The sequence below is a fragment of the Caballeronia sp. ATUFL_F1_KS4A genome (genome assembly GCF_023630905.1).
GTDB classification, from domain to species: domain Bacteria; phylum Pseudomonadota; class Gammaproteobacteria; order Burkholderiales; family Burkholderiaceae; genus Caballeronia; species Caballeronia zhejiangensis.
Genome location: NZ_JALQEB010000018.1, coordinates 20,967 through 37,358 on the forward strand (window position 1 = coordinate 20,967; position 16,392 = coordinate 37,358).

A 16,392-nucleotide genomic window follows, 5' to 3' on the forward strand; every position below is an offset into this window, starting at 1 on the left:
CGCGCCCCATCATCCGGCCTGCTTCGTTCGTTTCGCGAACATGTTGCGAAACATATTGAGAAACGACGATTTCGGCGTCCGCGTCCTACGTATGCGCCGCGCTCGCAGAGGCTTCCCACCTTGCGACGCTTCCTCCTCCTCGAGATCTGCCGGCGTAAGAAACCTGACGCCCTGCGCCTCCATCAACTCGAACGTCTCGTCGACTGTCCGCCGGCAAAGCTCGTTTTCGACCTCTTGAAGCCGCGCAATGTACAGCGCCAGCCTGTCCTTCGGAACCACGACGAGCTTCTCCGAATCCAGCAACGGCATCTCGCCCCATTCGCTCGACAACCGCCCCGCTGCCCGCCCCGCTTCATACTTACGCTCGATTAATTCAACGGTCCTAACCATTTTCCGCCCTCGCATTTGCACGACGATGGGCCGATTATGACCGCCAACGTTCGCCCCATGCCACCTGTCCGAACGGGTTAGGAAGAATCGCCTGCGCGCGCCCGGCCGTGTAGTCGGCTTGCGCCTAACGCGTGAGGTCGCGCGCTTCGTCGACATCCGCATGGCGCGTCGCCGGGATGCACGCCACCGCGATCAGCGAGAGCACGAGCCCGCCCATCACATAGAACGTGGGTGCGAGTTGCGATTCGGTCACGCGGATGAGCCACGTCACGATGAACTGTCCGAAGCCGCCGAAGATCATCACCGCGATGTTGTACGCGAGGGAAAGCCCTGTCGAGCGCACGTGCGCCGGAAACAGCTCCGCGATCAGCGCGCCGAACGGCCCGTAGTATCCCGACAGCGCGATCGACAGCAGCGCCTGCACGACAACGAGCCGCATCACGCTCGGTTCCGCCGCGAGCCACGCGAAAAGCGGATAGATGATGACGAGCGTGATCGCGAGCGACCACAGCGACAGCCCTTTGCGCCCGATGCGATCCGACCACGCGCCCGTGACCGGCGACAGCACCGTCAGCAGAAGATTGCCGACGATCAACGCCGTGAACGACTGACCGAACGGCAGCTTCAATTGCTTGACGGCGAACGTCGGCAGATAGGCGATCAGCACGTACACGCTCACCGTCAACGCGATCACCGAGCCGAGTCCGCACAGCACCTCGCGGCCATGCGTGCTGAACACTTCGCCGAGCGTCGCGCGGCGCGCGGTTTTCTTCGCGTGCAGGAACGCTTCGGTGTCGGCCATGTTGCGGCGAATGTACAGCCCGACCGGCCCGATCACGAGACCGAAGATGAACGGCACGCGCCATCCCCATGAATCGAGCGCTTCGGGCGACAGTCCGCGCGAAATCGCCGAGCCGACGATCGCGCCGAGCAGGAGCGACGCCGCCTGGCTCGCCATCTGGAAACTGCCGTAGAAGCCGCGCTTCGAAAACGGCGCCGCTTCGATCAGCAGCGCGGTCGAACTGCCGAACTCGCCGCCAGCGGAAAATCCCTGCAGCAGCCGCGCGAACACGATGACTAGCGGCGCGCCGATGCCGATCGCCGAGTAAGGCGGGGCTATCGCGAGCAGGAGAATGCCGAGCGTCATCAGTCCGATGACGAGCGTCAGCGCCGCCTTGCGCCCCGCGCGATCCGCATACAGGCCGAGAACGATGCCGCCCACGGGACGCATCACGAACGCGACGCCGAAGGTCGCGGTGGTCAGAAGAATCGACGAATAATCGCTGCTGCTCGGAAAGAACAAGCGGGCGATGACGACCGTCATGAAGCCGAACACGGTGAAGTCGTACCACTCCAGCGCGTTGCCGATGACCGCCGCCATCACGGCGCGCGCGTTCAATGCTCTTCCTGGCATGCGATCCCCCAAGGTCAGTGGGTGTCCGCGCTTTAAAGATGCGAACGCGCGGCTCTTTTTTCCTTGGCGAGTGTAAAGACGGTTTTTCTCCCGATCAAGCTAATTGCGAACGAAGAAAAGCGCGCCGTGCCTTTCGGCCGGGCGCGCTTCGGCTCGGGCGCGAGCCGCGCTTATGCCTTTTTCACATAGGCGCTGCACCAGCCCTTCGCCGCGACCTGCTTGTTGCTGAACATCGGGCACGGCGCGTAGGCGTCCGTCGGCTTGCCCTGATAGAACTGACAGTTGCCGCAGTCCTGCCCGGCGGCGTACTTCCCGAACTTGGCCTTGTCGACCTTGCTCGCGTCTTCCTTGTAGCCGAGTGCCTGCGCGGTGGGATCGCTTTCAGCGACTTTCGGGGCGTCGGCGGCGAAGGCCGCTTTCGAGCCGAGCGCGAACGTCGATGCGACGCCCACGCTGGTAATGAGAAACGTGCGACGTGATGTCTTCATGGTGACTCACTCCATGTTGTATTGGGGGATAGCGCCGTTCTTGGCGACGGCGATACCCGAGCATAGCAACCTGAAAGCGAGTCGACGACGCCAAATGTTAGAGATAAGGCATGGCGGAAAGTCGCATGACAGTCAGCGCGCCATGTCGGCGACGCGTTCGGCGATCGCGAGCGATGCCGTCAATCCCGGCGATTCGATGCCGAAGAGGTTCACGAGTCCCGGCACGCCGTGCGCCGATTTGCCCTGGATCACGAAATCCGCCGCCGCCTGGCCCGGACCGGACAGCTTCGGACGGATGCCCGCGTACGCGGGTTGAAGCGCGTCGTCGGGCAGACCCGGCCAATACGCGCGGATCGCGGCGTAGAAGGAATCGGCGCGACGCGGATCGACGTCGTAATTGAGCGCCTGCACCCATTCGACGTCCGGACCGAACTTCGCCTGCCCGCCGAGATCGATCGTCAGATGCACGCCGAGGCCGGCTTCGTTCGGCATCGGATAAATGAGCCGCTCGAACGGCGCGCGTCCGCTCACGCTGAAGTAGTTGCCCTTCGCGAAGTAGAGCGGCGGCACGTGACGATCGTCGAGTCCGCGAATGCGCCGCGCGATCTCGTTCGCATGCAAGCCCGCACTGTTGATCAGAAACGACGCCCGAAAGCGCGCCGGCGACTCGCCACCCGTCTCGACGATGAAGCAGCCTTCGCGCGCATCGATCGACGTGACCGGCGTATGGAACACGATATTCGCGCCGTGATTCTCCGCCTCGCCCTGCAGCGCGAGCATGTACTGATGACTGTCGACGATGCCCGTCAGGGGCGACCACACCGCCTCGACGCATTGAAGTTGCGGCTCCATCTCGGCCGCCTGCGCGCCGCTGATGCGCACGAGTCCCTTCACGCGATTCTCGATGCCCTTCTGTTCCAGCGCCGCGAGTTGCGGCACCTGATTGCGCGCCGTCGCGACGAGCAGCTTGCCGCATTGCCGGTGCGGCACGCCGTGCTCCTGACAGAACGCGTAGAGCATGTCGCGCCCGCGCACGCACAGTTCGGCCTTCAGCGACCCGCGCGGATAGTAGATGCCTGCGTGAACGACTTCGCTGTTGCGCGAGCTCGTGCCGATGCCGATGCCCTCGCCCGCCTCCAGCACGATGACTTCGCGGCCGCGCTTGGCCAGCGCGCGGGCGATCGCCAGTCCGACGACGCCCGCCCCGATTACTACGCACTCGATCCGATCCATGTCTTCTTCCGCGACAGATTTGTCCCAACTATTTTACGTTCGGGACTATTGCGCGTTACACAACAAATGCACGCCGATTAGATCGTTTTCCGGTGCAATTCAGAAAAAGGCAAGAATCTGGCCGCCAGATGTCAAAAACGACAGGTTTTGGCGGCCTTTTCGGCAATTTCGCGAACGGCGCGCTTTCAGAAGCCGATCGCTTTTTTGCGCAGGTTGCGGTCGATCTGAATGTCGCGCGCTTCGACGTGATGCCGTCCGTCGATACGCGCGTTGCCGAACGCGTTCAGCATCGCGCGCCGCATGCCGCGCGGCGACGCCTGCGTGAGCGCGTCGAGCGGCGCGTCGCCGAGTGTTTCCGGAAAACGCGCGCCCCACGAATGAGCATTGCGGATTTCGGCGTAAATCGACTGCGCGATGCGCCGCGCGCCGTCGCGATCGGGCGGCGGAATTTCGTAGACGTTCATGCGATTCATCAGGGGCTCGGGAATCGCGCGCGCGTCGTTGGCCGTCGCGATCCACACGACGTTGCCCGCGTTGATCGGCACTTCGGCGAATTCGTCGACGAAAGTCTGCGCCGTGTCATGCTCCAGCAGCGCATAGAGCGCGCCGAGCGGATCGTATTGCGCGTCGCCGGTGGCCTTGTCGATTTCGTCGACGGTCATGACGGGATTCGCGTAGCTGCCGTTCACGAGCGCATCGAACACCTTGCCGGGCTTCGCATTGCGCCATTGCGACGACGCCCCCGACAGGATCCAGCCCGCCGTCAGCGAGCTCATCGCGACATAGTGATTCGACGTGCCGAGCAGCCGCGCGAGCTGCTTCGCGAAGTGCGTCTTGCCGATGCCCGGCTCGCCGAGCAGCAGCATCGGCATGAGTTCGAGGCGATCGTCGGTTTCGAGGCACAGCGCGATCTGCTTGCGGATATCGGCGAGCGGCTCCTCGAAATTCGGCAGGTCGGCGGCGAGATCGTCCACCGACGGCATGCGGTTCGGCTTCACGCAGAAACGCAGATTACCCACTTTGAGCATTTTTTCGTAAGTGGCGCGCAAGGCGTCGTTCGCGCCTTCGGAGAGATCGTTGAGCGCGGACTCCACATCGTCGAGACTGTAGACCTTGCTGAACGATGCCACTGCGAGTTCCTGTTTGACCACGGCCGTCGTCATGTCACACCCCGTCAATTTTTATGGTCGACGAGTCCAGTGTATCGACGCCAAAACCGCACGCAAGCGAGCAGTCGAACGCGTGTGCTGCTAATCGCGATGCGCGCAAAGCGTGCGAGTATCATCGTCGGACGACGCGGCGAGCGGGTTCGAAATCTGCTTCGCGTCAGGCCAGGTTGAGATTCGTTTCGTTCGTCCACAATTGTGTGTTGCGCGGTCTGGCTGAACCGTACCTGCGCCGCCGTGTCACAACGAATTCGCCGGAGAACGCCGATCCAGCGACGCGCCAGCCGCGCCGCCATCCGAACAGTCCGCGCGTAGGAGTCGCTTTCAATGCATAAAACGATACGCACCGTCTTTCTGAATGCCGCGCTCATGACGGGCGCCGGTCTTGCCGCGCTTAACGCGCAGGCGCAGACCGCGCCATCGCAACCGGTGACCTGGGAGTTGCAGGTCGTGCGCGACGGACAACAGATCGACTCGTTTTCCGGCACGACGAACGTCGGACAGGCGCGCACCGACACGCATCACAACAAGGTGCAGAATCGCGTCGGCTGCGCGGATCAGCCTGCCGGCGACATCGATCTGCAACGCACCATCACCATTTCGCCGACGCGCGCGAACGCCGACGACATCACGCTCGCCATCGACGCGCAGGAAACCTTGCAGGACGACAGCTCGCGCGCATCGCCCTCGGGCTGCAAGCTGCCGCCGGTGCCGCGTCAGGTGAGCGGATCGCATCCGGGCTTGGCGCTCAAACCAGGCGAATGGGCGCAGTGGCAGCTCATCGACAGCAATCCGTCGCTCGCCTACCGGGTACGCGCGAGCCTGGGGTCGCCGGCGGCGGCGCAATGACAACCGCGGTGACATAGACTCAAGAGGCCGCCGCTCGAGACAAAGAACGCATGCGAAACCCAGAACATCTTCCGCCAGGCCCGTCCGCTCATTCGGCCACGCCGGATTTCACGGCGGTCAGCTGGAATCTGCACAAGGGCCGCTCGCCCCTCGGCCTGCGCGCGTGGACCGCGATGCAACGGTGGGTTCAGACCACCAACGCCGACGTCTATTTTCTTCAGGAAGCGATGGCGCGGCGCATGCCGCAGCCCGTGCTCGCAAGCGGCTTCGGCAAGCCGTTCGACGCGCCGCTCGACGATGTCTGGCATTGCCAGGCGACCGAGATCGCCACCGCGCTCGAATTGCAGATCGCGCTCGGACCGAACGTGTTCAAGCCGTCGTGGCGGCATGGCAATGCGATTCTCTCGCCGCATCCGCTCGATCTTTCCGGGCGCTGGGACATCTCCGCGCATCGTTTCGAAAAGCGCGGCTTGCTGGTCGCGCGCGCGACCTTCGCCGGTCAGGCCATCACATTGCTGTGCGCGCATCTCGCGTTGACGCGGCAGGCGCGGCTGCGTCAGATGAACTGGATCGCGCACTGGATCGCGAAGGAAGCGCCGGAAGGTCCGCTCATGCTGGCGGGCGATTTCAACGACTGGCGCAACGACTCCGTGCCGCTTTTCGGCGAACTCGGCATGAGCGAAGTCGCGACGATGCTCGGCGAATCGGGCCGCACGTTTCCGGCTTTCTCACCGGCGCTCGCGCTCGACAAGATGTTCGTGCGCGGCCTGAAGCCGGTCGAATGGCTCGTGCCGACGCAGGACACCGCGTGGCTGTCCGATCACCTTCCGTACATGGCGCGGCTGCGTGTGGAGTGAGCGCGCTCAGGGCTTCGTGAGCAGCGCTTCCAGATCGGCGATGGTGACGGGCTTCGTCAGATGATGATCGAAGCCCGCGTCGAGCGCGCTGCGACGATCGGCATCGCTGCCCCAGCCGGTCAATGCAAGCAGCAGCGCGCTTCGGGTCGCGTCGCGCTTTCTCATTTCGCGCGCGACGTCGAAGCCGCTCATGCCCGGCAATCCGATATCGAGCACGACAACGTCCGGTTTGAAATCGTCGAGCGATGCGAGCGCGCGCGGGCCGTCATGCTCGGTGCGGACTTCATGGCCGAGCGCTTCGAGCAGCATCGACATGGCAAGCGCCGCATCGACGCTGTCGTCGACGAGCAGGATGCGGCGGCCCGGCACCGTGCCGCCGCTTGCTTGGGCGGTGGTGTTCATGCAGTTCCCCGTTGCCGTCGTCGCGCGAAAAGGCCAAAGCGGATGTTCCGACCCTCGCACGACGTTATTGAGATGATTGGGGCAATGTAGCACAGCGGGTTGCCCAACATGCCGGCGCATCCGTCGGATACCCCTGCAAGAAAGCACTCTGAGTTCAGAAAAACCGTATTTCCCGGTCGGCCCGTCTGACTCCATTGTGTGGGTTCCACAAAATGACAAGCGTGCTGCCATGCCACTCCAAGGCAAATTCGTCGTCGACAATACGTTGCGGGCGACGTTAACGGTGCTCGGAGTCGGCGTTTTCCAGGCATTCTCGGGGGACGGCATATACAAGAACCGGGGCGGCTGCACGGCGGTGCCCGATGCAGGGCCGATACCCGAAGGAAAGTATTGGATCGTCGCACGGCCTACCGGAGGCGTGGCCTCGCAAGCGCAGGCCTGGATGAAAGACCTATGGAATGATTGGGTGCGAAACAGTCCAAGCAATCACGGTGAGTGGTTCGCGCTGTACCGGGATGACGGCTCCGTCGATGACTGGACGTGGATCAATGGCGTTCGCCGCGGCAACTTCCGGTTGCACCCTCGCGGCGGCGCAGGTATTTCGCTTGGCTGCATCACACTCGAGAGTTGGGCGGACTTTCAGAGGCTGCGGCATGCGCTGCTGCACACGCCGAAGATCTCCGTCAGAGCGGGCCGCATCGAGGCTTACGGTTGGATCGAGGTAACGACAATTGGGAAAACGTGTCCTTAGCGTAGTGCTCGTAATGCTTCTGTTCCTCGGTCTGTTTCGGCTTGCGGTGCGGTACGTCCACACCTATCCGCTGCCAATACCCGCAGATCAGCAGCAAATCCTGATCGGCGTTGCCAGGATGCTGAAGGTGCAGGACTACGAGTTTCTCTACATCGCGTCGATGCTCGCCATCGATGCGATCGTGGCCGGACTGGTCTCTTGGGGGGTGGTCCGGTTATGGCGGCGATGTACGGCTGCGGGCAGATAAGAGGCCGAACTGACCCTTCCAGGCTGAAAACGACTCCGCAATCACACCGCCCGGCGGCTCTGCTATCGTGAACGTTCCTTCCGCCGCCGTCTCGCACCACAGTCATGTTCGATCTCTTCGACGACATTCCCAAGCCCGACATCGCGTGGCATCCGGACTGGATCGACGCCGACGCGGCTTCCGATCTGATGGGCGCCCTGATCGCGGAAGTCGCCTGGCAGCAGGACACGATGACCACGCCGGGCGGCCGCGTGCCGCTGCCGCGCCTGACCGCGTGGCAAGGCGAACCAGACGCGGTCTATGTCTATTCCGGCATCCGCAATGTGCCGCAGCCGTGGACGCCCGCCGTCGCGCAACTTCGCGAGCGCGCCGAGGCCGCCTGCGATGCGCGCTTCAACAGCGTGCTGCTCAACCGCTATCGCAGCGGCCTCGACAGCATGGGATGGCATGCCGACAAGGAACGCGAACTCGGGCCCGAGCCGGTGATCGCATCGGTGAGTCTCGGCGCGACGCGCACCTTCGAGTTTCGTCACGCGCGCACGCACGCGACGCACACGCTCGCGCTCACACACGGCAGCCTGCTCGTGATGCGCGGGCGCACGCAGCGCGAATGGGTGCATCGCGTGCCGAAAGAGCCGGGGGCGCGCGGCGAGCGCATCAATCTCACTTTCCGCTGGGTCGATGCGTCGAAACGGAAGTAATCGCGCTCAAGGACGTTTCGCGACGAAATCGATCTCCACGAGCGCATCGCGCGCAAGCCCCGTCACGCCGATGCACGTTCGCGCCGGCAGCGGCTTCGGCAGAAAGTACGAGCGATACACCGCGTTCATCGCGTCGTAGTCGCGCTTGAACTCGGTCAGAAAGATACGCACGCTGACCACATTGTCGAGCGTCAGCCCGACGCCGTTCAGCACGAGAATCAGGTTGTCCATCACGCGGCGCGTCTGCGCGGCGACGCCTTCGGGCAACGGCGCGCCGTCGTCGTTCGGATCGGTCGGCATCTGACCGGTGAGGAACACCCAGCCGTCGGCTTCGGCTGCGTGCGAGAAAGGGCCGACGGGCGTCGGCGCGGCATCGACCATCGTGAATTTCGGCATCTGAGTCACTTCGTCTCCCCGTTTTGCGTTCGATATAAAGCAGAACCGGCACGTTAGCGCGCCAAAATTGCGCGCGCGCCGGCGCCGCATGCGAAGATGGCCCGGCTTACGATTACCTTTTCACACGCGATGCTTCCCTATCCCATTCTCGCCGACGCCGTGTTGCGCATGCTGGCCGCGATGCTGATCGGCTGCATCATCGGCATCGATCGCGATCTGCACGGCAAGCCGACCGGCATGAAGACGCTCGGGCTCGTGTCGCTCGGCGCGTGCATCGCGACGATGTGCGCGCAAGGTTTCTCGATGACGCTCTCCAACGACGCCGACGTGTCGCGCGCCGTGCAGGGCATCGTGACGGGCGTCGGCTTTCTCGGCGCGGGCGTGATCCTGCAGAATCCGCGCGAGAATCGCGTGCGCGGGCTCACGACGGCGGCGTCGATCTGGGTGACGGCGGCGGTGGGCATCGTCTGCGGACTGGGCGTCTGGAGCCTCGCGTTCATCGCGATGATCCTGATGATCGCGCTGCTCACGATCGGGCGCGTCGTCGAGAAGCGTCTGTTGCGTCGCTGGATGAGCAAGCCGGAAGACGAACGCCAGAAATACGCGGACGTCGAAGAGGCTTAGGCGAACGCGTCGGCGGCGGGCGCTTTCACGCGATTGCGACCCGCGACCTTCGCGGCATAGAGCAGGCCGTCGGCGCGCGCCATCAGCGATGCGGGCGGCTCGCGCCCGTCCCACATCGCAATGCCCGCGCTGAAGGTGTAATGCAGCAGGCCGCCGGGCGCGGCGCACGGCGTCGCCTCGACGGTCTTGCGCAGCCGCTCGACGAGCGCGGTGACATCGTCGATGCGCGCCGCCGTGCAGAAAAGACAAAACTCCTCGCCGCCGATACGCCCGAACGCATCGTCTTCGCGAATGCGTGCACGCACGATCGACGCGAAATGGCGCAAGACTTCGTCGCCCGCCGCGTGACCGTAGCGGTCGTTCACGCTCTTGAAGTGATCGATGTCGATGACCGCGACGAACTCGCGCTCGCCTTCCTGCCGCGCCCGCGCGAGACGCTCGCCCGCGCCGGCCAGCAATGCCTTGCGCGAAAGCGCGCCGGTGAGATCGTCGAAGCGCGCAAGCCGTTCGAGCCGCTGCGCGAGACGGTCGTGCGCCATCATCACGAGGCCGATGCACAGCGACGGCAGCACGAGAATGCCGAGCGCGAGAAACGTGATCTGCATCACGCCGGGCTGCAGCAGCGATGTCTGCGCGGGCGGCTCCACGACGTAGATCGCGCCGCGCACCGTATGGCCGAGCGCGCCGAGCGCCGCCGCGCCGGCGACGAACAAGTAGTTATAGCGCGGCCGTTCCCTCGGACGCTCGATCAGCACGCGTCCGGCGATCGCGAAATCGCACGCGGCATGAAACGCCGACACAATCACCACGCGCGCATTCACATCCGGCGTCAAATACGTGAAGTAGACGATGCCCGCCATCACGCCGAGCCACATGATCCAGCCGGCCCAGCGCTGCGCGGGACGCATGCGAACGTCGAAGAAATCGTTGCAGCCTTCGTAGATGAGCAGGACCGTCGCGGCGAGCAACTGATTCGCGACGACGATGCCGAGCCACGCCGGCGCCACGTTCTGCACGGCGAAAAGCAAGAGCGAAACGATTGCGATGACGTTCGCCCCAAGCCAGCGCGGCACGCCCGCAATCGCGTGCGAGAGCAGCGAGATCAGCACCAGTATCGAGAGGATGCTCGACAGCGCGGTGACGACGAGAATGCTGACGGGACTGAACATCGCTGAAAGTGGACGGGTTATCGCTCGTGCTTTGAGCAAACGACGCCGCACGCGCGGTTCGACGAAAGGTTCGCTAAAAGGGATTCGCGGCGAAAGAGCACGAGTATCCGACAACACCGACGTGTTTACGGCTCGAATCGGCGTGCCTTGAACAGGTCGACCTGCGTCATGGCGTCGCATGACGCATGTAAAAACGCGGCGCAGCCTTTCGGCGCGCCGCGTTCGAACGCGGATTCCCGCGCGCTTTTACCATTCATGACGCTCGCGCCAGCGTTGCTCGCGGCGCATCTCGTGATGCCAGCGGCGCTCGCGCCATTCGTGACGACGCCATTCGCGCTCGCGCCAGCGTTCGTCGCGATCGCCGTATCCATATCCGTAATAGCCGACCGGCACCGCGGGCTGCGCGTACACGGGCTGCGTGTAGACCGGCACGCCCACGCCCACCGCCACATCGACGTGCGCGTTCGCCGATGCCGATATCGCAAGTGCCGCGAGCCCCGCCAGCCCGATCGCCGTACCAAGAAGTTTCTTCTTCATGCCGCTTTCTCCTTGCACCGAGTGCCGTGTGAGTCAGTGCAGTCTAGAAAGCGATGGCGGATACAGGTGCAACGGGTTTGCCAGAAAGGTAACGTCAGGTAACGGTCAGCGAAAACGAAGGTGTCCTAGCGCACACGCTTGCCGGAACCGTCGATGACGACTTCGCCATCTTCCTTCGTGAACGGCCCCTTCTGCGCTTCGGGCAGGATATCGAGCACGAGCTCCGATGGCCGGCACAGCCGCGCGCCCTTCGGCGTATCGACGAACGGACGGTTGATGAGAATCGGATGCGCGAGCATCGCGTCGATGAGTTGTTCGTCGCTGAGGCTCGGATCGTCGAGGCCGAGTTCGGCGTATGGCGTGCCCTTCTCGCGCAGCGCTTCGCGCACCGACAGTCCCGCGCGCGCGATCAGCGCAACGAGCGTCTCGCGGCTCGGAGGATGCGTCAGATACTCGATCACCGCCGGCTCGATGCCCGCGTTGCGGATCAGTGCGAGCGTGTTGCGCGAAGTCCCGCACTTCGGGTTGTGATAGATGGTGACGGTCATGGCGGCGATGTCCCTGCGTTCGTGGATTAGCCATCGCATTCTAGGCGATGGCGCGATCGACAGCTTCGCGTCACGCACGCGACCGCGAGCGCCATGCGCGTTCAATTGCCCTGTTCAATCGCGGAGCGACGGCCTATAACGAAGAGTGCAGCGCGGCATGCGTCTTCTGCGGACCCGCGGGTCCCATTCGCCGGCAAGCGCACCGGCGCTCCGTCTGCATCACATTCGAACAAGTCCGGGCAACCCGCCGCGGCAGCCTCGCCGGGAACCGGCGCCAATATCCGCTCGCCAGCGCCATGCATGGCACATGCAGCACTCGTGGCACGTTCCGTGCGGATCAACGATTCGAATCAGCGAACAGCGTTGCGCGGCGTACACGCGAACGCGCCTTTCGATCAAGGAGTCGACATGAAATCACGTATCGCCATGGCGGCGCTCGCCGCCTCGTTACTCGCCACTGCCGGTCTCGCATCGGCTCAGCAGTCCTATTACCGCACCGCGCAGGTTCCGGGACAGGCCACCGCCGACACCTGGACCGATCCCAGCGCGCCCGCGCAAAGCGCCATGCAGGGCCAGTCGACCGACACGTCCTACGGCGGCTCGCCGATGACACGCGGCGCGGCCGGCGCAACCACGATGGGCACGATGGACAGTCCGGCCTCCAAGCCCTGCACGCGCGGGCCGCAATGCAATATCTTCTTCGGCCAGTGAATTCTTTAGATTGCGCCAGCATAGGTGCATGACCCGGCGCGTCCGTTCGGTGAGAACCGACGCGCTTCCCTTATCCACGGAATGGCCAGCATGCACTGCGACGAATCTCCCGCACCTCTCTTCGACGAAGGCTTCAACCAAGTCGTGACCGAGACGCGCGAGCCGGACGGTTCGCTCGATGCCGGCCGGAAGTAAGCGCGCGATGGCCACCTCGAAAAGCAAGACCGCGCGCATTCGCGTCGGCGTCGGCGGATGGACGTTCGAGCCGTGGCGCGGCACGTTCTATCCGGACGATCTGCCGCAAAAGCGCGAACTCGAATACGCGAGCCGTGCGCTGACGTCCATCGAAGTGAACGGCACGTTCTACGGCGCGCAAAAGCCCGCGACGTTCATCAAGTGGCGCGACGAAACGCCCGACGACTTCGTGTTCTCGCTGAAGGCGCCGCGCTACGCGACGAATCGCCGGGTGCTCGCCGAAGCGGGCGATACCATCGAGCGATTCTTCGGCAGCGGCGTGCTCGAACTGAAGGACAAGCTCGGCCCGATCAACTGGCAATTCGCGCCGACCAAGAAGTTCGATCCGGAGGACTTCGAACGCTTTCTCGAACTGCTGCCCGCGAAAGTGGAAGGCCGCGCGATTCGTCACGCGGTCGAAGTTCGGCACGAGAGCTTTTGCGATGCGGCCTTCGTTGCGCTCGCGCGGAAGTATCGCGTCGCGGTGGTCATCGCGGGGGATTCGAAGTATCCGCAAATCGCGGATATCACCGCGCCGTTCGTCTATGCGCGCATCATGGGCACGACCGACAAGCAGGCGAAGGGCTATGCGAAAGCGGCGCTCGATCGCTGGGCCGAGCGCGCGAAGACGTGGTCGTCGGGCGGCCCGCCGGACGACTTGCAGACCTTCGGCAAGGCTGCGCCGAAAGCCGCATCGCGCGATGTGTTTCTCTACGTCATCAGCGGATTCAAGGAGCGCAATCCCGCGGCGGCGATCGCGCTCATCGAACGTCTGAAAGGCTAAAGAACCTTTAGCGGACGAGACACGGCTTCTTGTTGTCGAACTTCCAGTTCGGAATCAGATATTGCATCGCGACGCCGTCGTCGCGCGCGCCGAGTCCATGCTGCTTGTACAGTTCGTGCGCCCTCTCGACTTCGTCCATATCCAGTTCGACGCCCAGGCCCGGCGCTTCCGGCACCTTCACTTTCCCGCCGACGATCTGGAGCGGATCGCGCGTCAAACGCTGGCCGTCCTGCCAGATCCAGTGCGTGTCGATAGCGGTGATCTTGCCCGGCGCGGCAGCGGCGACGTGCGTGAACATCGCGAGCGACACGTCGAAGTGATTATTCGAATGCGAGCCCCACGTCAGGCCCCAGTCGTTGCACATCTGCGCGACGCGCACCGAGCCTTGCATCGTCCAGAAATGCGGATCGGCGAGCGGAATGTCGACCGATTGCAACTGGATCGCATGACCCATCTGACGCCAGTCCGTCGCGATCATGTTCGTCGCCGTCGGCAGGCCGGTCGCGCGGCGGAATTCCGCCATCACTTCGCGGCCGGAGTAGCCGTTTTCCGCGCCGCACGGATCTTCCGCGTAGGCGAGCACGTCGTGCTTGTCGCGGCACAGGCGGATCGCTTCGGCCAATGACCACGCGCCGTTCGGATCGAGCGTCACGCGCGCATCCGGAAAACGCTCGGCGAGCGCCGTGACGGCTTCGATTTCCGCATCGCCCGCGAGCACGCCGCCCTTCAGCTTGAAATCGTTGAAGCCATAGCGCGCTTGTGCCGCTTCGGCCAGACGCACGACCGCCTCAGGCGTCAGCGCGACTTCGGTACGCACGCGGTCCCAATCGTCCTTGCCGTCCGCGCCGGACGCATACGGCAGATCCGTCTTGTGGCGATCGCCGATGTAGAACAGATAGCCGAGCATTTCCACTTCATCGCGCTGCTGGCCTTCGCCGAGCAAGGCCGCGACGGGCACGCCGAGATGCTTGCCGAGCAGGTCGAGCAGCGCGGCTTCGAGCGCGGTGACGGCGTGGATCGTCGTGCGCAGATCAAAGGTTTGCAGGCCGCGGCCGCCCGCGTCGCGATCGGCGAATTTCGTGCGGACCTGATTCAGCACCGCATGCAGATTGCCGACCGATTGCCCGACGACGAGCGAGCGCGCATCGTCGATCGTCTGGCGGATGTTCTCGCCGCCCGGCACTTCGCCGACGCCCGTGTTGCCCGCGCTGTCCGTCAGGATCACGAGATTGCGCGTGAAGAACGGACCGTGCGCGCCGGACAGGTTCATGAGCATGCTGTCGCGGCCCGCGACCGGCACGACGCGCAATTCGGTGACTTTCGGAGTGTTCGTGGACATGAGCGTGATCCTTCCCAGAGAGGTTGAAGCGGGTTTCAGTGCGCGCCTTGATGCGCGACGTGGCCGTCCGGCGTGCGATCCGAGCGGCGGTTGCGCGTGAAGAAGACCGCGACCGCCGCGATCAGCGATGCGACGCCGAGGCCGTACAAGCCGCCCGACACCGAGCCCGTATGTTGTTGAAGATAGCCGAAGGTCGCAGGCGCGAAGAAACCGCCGAGATTGCCGACCGAGTTGATGAGCGCGAGCACGCCAGCCGCGACGCGCGCATCGAGATAGCCTTGCGGAATCGGCCAGAACAGCGACGACGCCGCCTTGAAGCCGATCGCGGAGAAGCAGATGGCGACGAACGACAGCACCGCGTTGCCGGTCGTCGATGCGAACAGGCCACATGCCGCGATCACGAGCGCCACGGCGACCCACGCCTGCTGGAAGCGCCAGCGCGCGGAGAGCAGCGCGAAGCAGTACATCGCGACGATCGCGATCATCCACGGAATCGTGTTGTAGAGGCCGACCTGGAAATCGGTGAGGCCGCCCATCTTGCGGATGATCGTCGGCAGCCAGAAGGTTGCGGCGTAAATCGTGAGCTGAATCGCGAAATACATGAAGCAGAACAGCACGATCTGCGGATCTTTCAGCAGCTTGATCGCGGGAATGTGGCCGCCGGTGGCCGCTTCGCGTTCCGCCTGTTCGGATGCGATCGCGTTTTGCAGCGCGCGTTGCTCGTCGACGGAAAGCCAGTGAGCATCGCTGATGCGCGATTTCAGCAGCATCCAGCTCACGCCGCACAGGATGACGGAGAACCCGCCTTCGATCAGAAACATCCACTGCCAGCCGTGCAGGCCGAGACCGCGAATCGACAGCAGACCGCCCGTGATCGGGCCGGACAGAATCGATGCGAACGCCGAGCCGCCGAGGAAAATCGCGATCGCCTTGCCGCGTTCCTTCTGCGGCAGCCATTGCGTGAAGTAATAGATGACGCCCGGGAAGAATCCCGCTTCCGCGACGCCCAGGAGAAAGCGCAGCACGTAGAACGACGTTTCGTTCTGCACGAAGGCCATCATCGCCGCGACGACGCCCCACGTACCCATGATGCGCGTGAGCCACGCGCGCGCGCCGTACTTCTGCATCAGCACGTTGGACGGCACTTCGAACAGCGCATAGCCGATGAAAAACAGACCGCTGCCGAGACCGTACGCCGCCGCGCCGATGCCGAGATCGGTCTGCAAATGCGAGCTCACGAAACCGACGTTCACGCGATCGATGTAGTTCGCGATGAACATGATGAGGAACAAGGGCAGCACATGGCGCTTGACCTTGGCGCTGGCCGATTCGAGCAGATCGGCGGCTGGCGTGGCGGGAATCGTGTTCAAGGGATGTCTCCGGATCGCGTCTCGTGGTACGTTGTCTGATGACATTCTATGGCGAGATGCTTTCGGGGCCAATCGCGTGTTTACCCTTTCTCGGCTCTAGGCTTGTCGTGTATGGCTTACGCGCCGATGGACACGGAGCGCATGTGCGGACGCTGGCCTTTTAAACTAGGACGTCCGACAAC

At 63.9% G+C, this 16,392-nt stretch carries 20 protein-coding genes; 8 read left to right on the plus strand and 12 right to left on the minus strand.

Translation table 11 applies throughout. The features are described from left to right. Positions 1 to 9: 9 nt before the first annotated feature. The 5 genes from NCS03_RS13170 to NCS03_RS13190 form a co-directional block, all read right to left on the minus strand. Positions 10 to 390: a hypothetical protein gene (locus NCS03_RS13170; RefSeq protein WP_250529247.1), complete on the minus strand. Its 381-nt coding sequence runs from the start codon at positions 388 to 390 to the stop codon at positions 10 to 12. Positions 391 to 514: 124 nt separating this feature from the next. Further along, positions 515 to 1,804 carry an MFS transporter gene (locus tag NCS03_RS13175; RefSeq protein WP_250435291.1) on the minus strand — a complete coding sequence of 430 codons (1,290 nt, stop codon included), beginning with the start codon at positions 1,802 to 1,804 and terminating at the stop codon, positions 515 to 517. A 170-nt stretch (positions 1,805 to 1,974) separates the two neighbouring features. Next, a complete protein-coding gene (locus NCS03_RS13180; RefSeq protein ID WP_250502771.1) occupies positions 1,975 to 2,292 on the minus strand; it encodes a high-potential iron-sulfur protein in 318 nt (105 codons plus the stop codon). 132 nt (positions 2,293 to 2,424) lie between these two features. Further along, positions 2,425 to 3,525, minus strand: coding sequence for an NAD(P)/FAD-dependent oxidoreductase (locus NCS03_RS13185; RefSeq protein WP_175979601.1), 1,101 nt, complete (start codon positions 3,523 to 3,525; stop codon positions 2,425 to 2,427). A gap of 185 nt (positions 3,526 to 3,710) precedes the next feature. Then, on the minus strand, positions 3,711 to 4,688 hold the full coding sequence (locus NCS03_RS13190; RefSeq protein WP_008352674.1) for an AAA family ATPase: 978 nt from the start codon (positions 4,686 to 4,688) through the stop codon (positions 3,711 to 3,713). A gap of 330 nt (positions 4,689 to 5,018) precedes the next feature. Between NCS03_RS13190 and NCS03_RS13195 the strand changes: the two genes are divergently transcribed. After that, a complete protein-coding gene (locus tag NCS03_RS13195) occupies positions 5,019 to 5,540 on the plus strand; it encodes a hypothetical protein (RefSeq protein WP_008352673.1) in 522 nt (173 codons plus the stop codon). Between the two features lie 50 nt (positions 5,541 to 5,590). Further along, positions 5,591 to 6,397: an endonuclease/exonuclease/phosphatase family protein gene (locus NCS03_RS13200; RefSeq protein WP_008352672.1), complete on the plus strand. Its 807-nt coding sequence runs from the start codon at positions 5,591 to 5,593 to the stop codon at positions 6,395 to 6,397. A gap of 6 nt (positions 6,398 to 6,403) precedes the next feature. On the opposite strand, the gene NCS03_RS13205 is transcribed toward NCS03_RS13200, so the two are convergent. Beyond that, on the minus strand, positions 6,404 to 6,799 hold the full coding sequence (locus tag NCS03_RS13205; protein WP_008352671.1) for a response regulator: 396 nt from the start codon (positions 6,797 to 6,799) through the stop codon (positions 6,404 to 6,406). Between the two features lie 229 nt (positions 6,800 to 7,028). Between NCS03_RS13205 and NCS03_RS13210 the strand changes: the two genes are divergently transcribed. The 3 genes from NCS03_RS13210 (at position 7,029) to NCS03_RS13220 (ending at position 8,498) form a co-directional block, all read left to right on the plus strand. Beyond that, entirely contained in the window at positions 7,029 to 7,550 is a 522-nt protein-coding gene (locus NCS03_RS13210) for a DUF2778 domain-containing protein (protein ID WP_250481706.1), read from the plus strand. Between the two features lie 13 nt (positions 7,551 to 7,563). Then, positions 7,564 to 7,797: a hypothetical protein gene (locus NCS03_RS13215; RefSeq protein ID WP_175979603.1), complete on the plus strand. Its 234-nt coding sequence runs from the start codon at positions 7,564 to 7,566 to the stop codon at positions 7,795 to 7,797. 104 nt (positions 7,798 to 7,901) lie between these two features. After that, on the plus strand, positions 7,902 to 8,498 hold the full coding sequence (locus tag NCS03_RS13220) for an alpha-ketoglutarate-dependent dioxygenase AlkB family protein (protein ID WP_175979604.1): 597 nt from the start codon (positions 7,902 to 7,904) through the stop codon (positions 8,496 to 8,498). 6 nt (positions 8,499 to 8,504) lie between these two features. On the opposite strand, the gene NCS03_RS13225 is transcribed toward NCS03_RS13220, so the two are convergent. Further along, complete coding sequence (locus NCS03_RS13225) at positions 8,505 to 8,894, minus strand: RidA family protein (protein WP_008352667.1); 390 nt, start codon at positions 8,892 to 8,894, stop codon at positions 8,505 to 8,507. A 129-nt stretch (positions 8,895 to 9,023) separates the two neighbouring features. On the opposite strand from NCS03_RS13225, the gene NCS03_RS13230 reads away from it, so the two are divergent. Then, entirely contained in the window at positions 9,024 to 9,518 is a 495-nt protein-coding gene (locus tag NCS03_RS13230) for an MgtC/SapB family protein (protein ID WP_051996639.1), read from the plus strand. Here the strand turns inward: NCS03_RS13230 and NCS03_RS13235 are convergent. From NCS03_RS13235 to arsC, 3 genes are all read right to left on the minus strand, one after another. Then, positions 9,515 to 10,687 (minus strand): GGDEF domain-containing protein, encoded by a 1,173-nt coding sequence (locus NCS03_RS13235; RefSeq protein WP_250529248.1) that lies wholly within the window; start codon positions 10,685 to 10,687, stop codon positions 9,515 to 9,517. The genes NCS03_RS13230 and NCS03_RS13235 overlap by 4 nt on opposite strands. Before the next feature lie 246 nt (positions 10,688 to 10,933). After that, the gene (locus NCS03_RS13240; RefSeq protein WP_008352663.1) at positions 10,934 to 11,224 is read right to left on the minus strand and encodes a hypothetical protein; all 291 of its coding nucleotides are present in this window, start codon (positions 11,222 to 11,224) and stop codon (positions 10,934 to 10,936) included. A 125-nt stretch (positions 11,225 to 11,349) separates the two neighbouring features. Continuing rightward, positions 11,350 to 11,772 carry an arsenate reductase (glutaredoxin) gene (arsC, locus tag NCS03_RS13245; RefSeq protein ID WP_008352660.1) on the minus strand — a complete coding sequence of 141 codons (423 nt, stop codon included), beginning with the start codon at positions 11,770 to 11,772 and terminating at the stop codon, positions 11,350 to 11,352. Positions 11,773 to 12,180: 408 nt separating this feature from the next. On the opposite strand from arsC, the gene NCS03_RS13250 reads away from it, so the two are divergent. Continuing rightward, positions 12,181 to 12,483: a hypothetical protein gene (locus tag NCS03_RS13250; RefSeq protein WP_250529249.1), complete on the plus strand. Its 303-nt coding sequence runs from the start codon at positions 12,181 to 12,183 to the stop codon at positions 12,481 to 12,483. 202 nt (positions 12,484 to 12,685) lie between these two features. Beyond that, positions 12,686 to 13,501 carry a DUF72 domain-containing protein gene (locus NCS03_RS13255; RefSeq protein WP_250460283.1) on the plus strand — a complete coding sequence of 272 codons (816 nt, stop codon included), beginning with the start codon at positions 12,686 to 12,688 and terminating at the stop codon, positions 13,499 to 13,501. 7 nt (positions 13,502 to 13,508) lie between these two features. Here the strand turns inward: NCS03_RS13255 and gudD are convergent, their stop codons facing one another. Further along, positions 13,509 to 14,840 (minus strand): glucarate dehydratase, encoded by a 1,332-nt coding sequence (gudD, locus tag NCS03_RS13260; RefSeq protein ID WP_008352656.1) that lies wholly within the window; start codon positions 14,838 to 14,840, stop codon positions 13,509 to 13,511. 35 nt (positions 14,841 to 14,875) lie between these two features. Then, positions 14,876 to 16,210 carry an MFS transporter gene (locus NCS03_RS13265; protein ID WP_008352655.1) on the minus strand — a complete coding sequence of 445 codons (1,335 nt, stop codon included), beginning with the start codon at positions 16,208 to 16,210 and terminating at the stop codon, positions 14,876 to 14,878. Positions 16,211 to 16,392 lie beyond the last annotated feature (182 nt).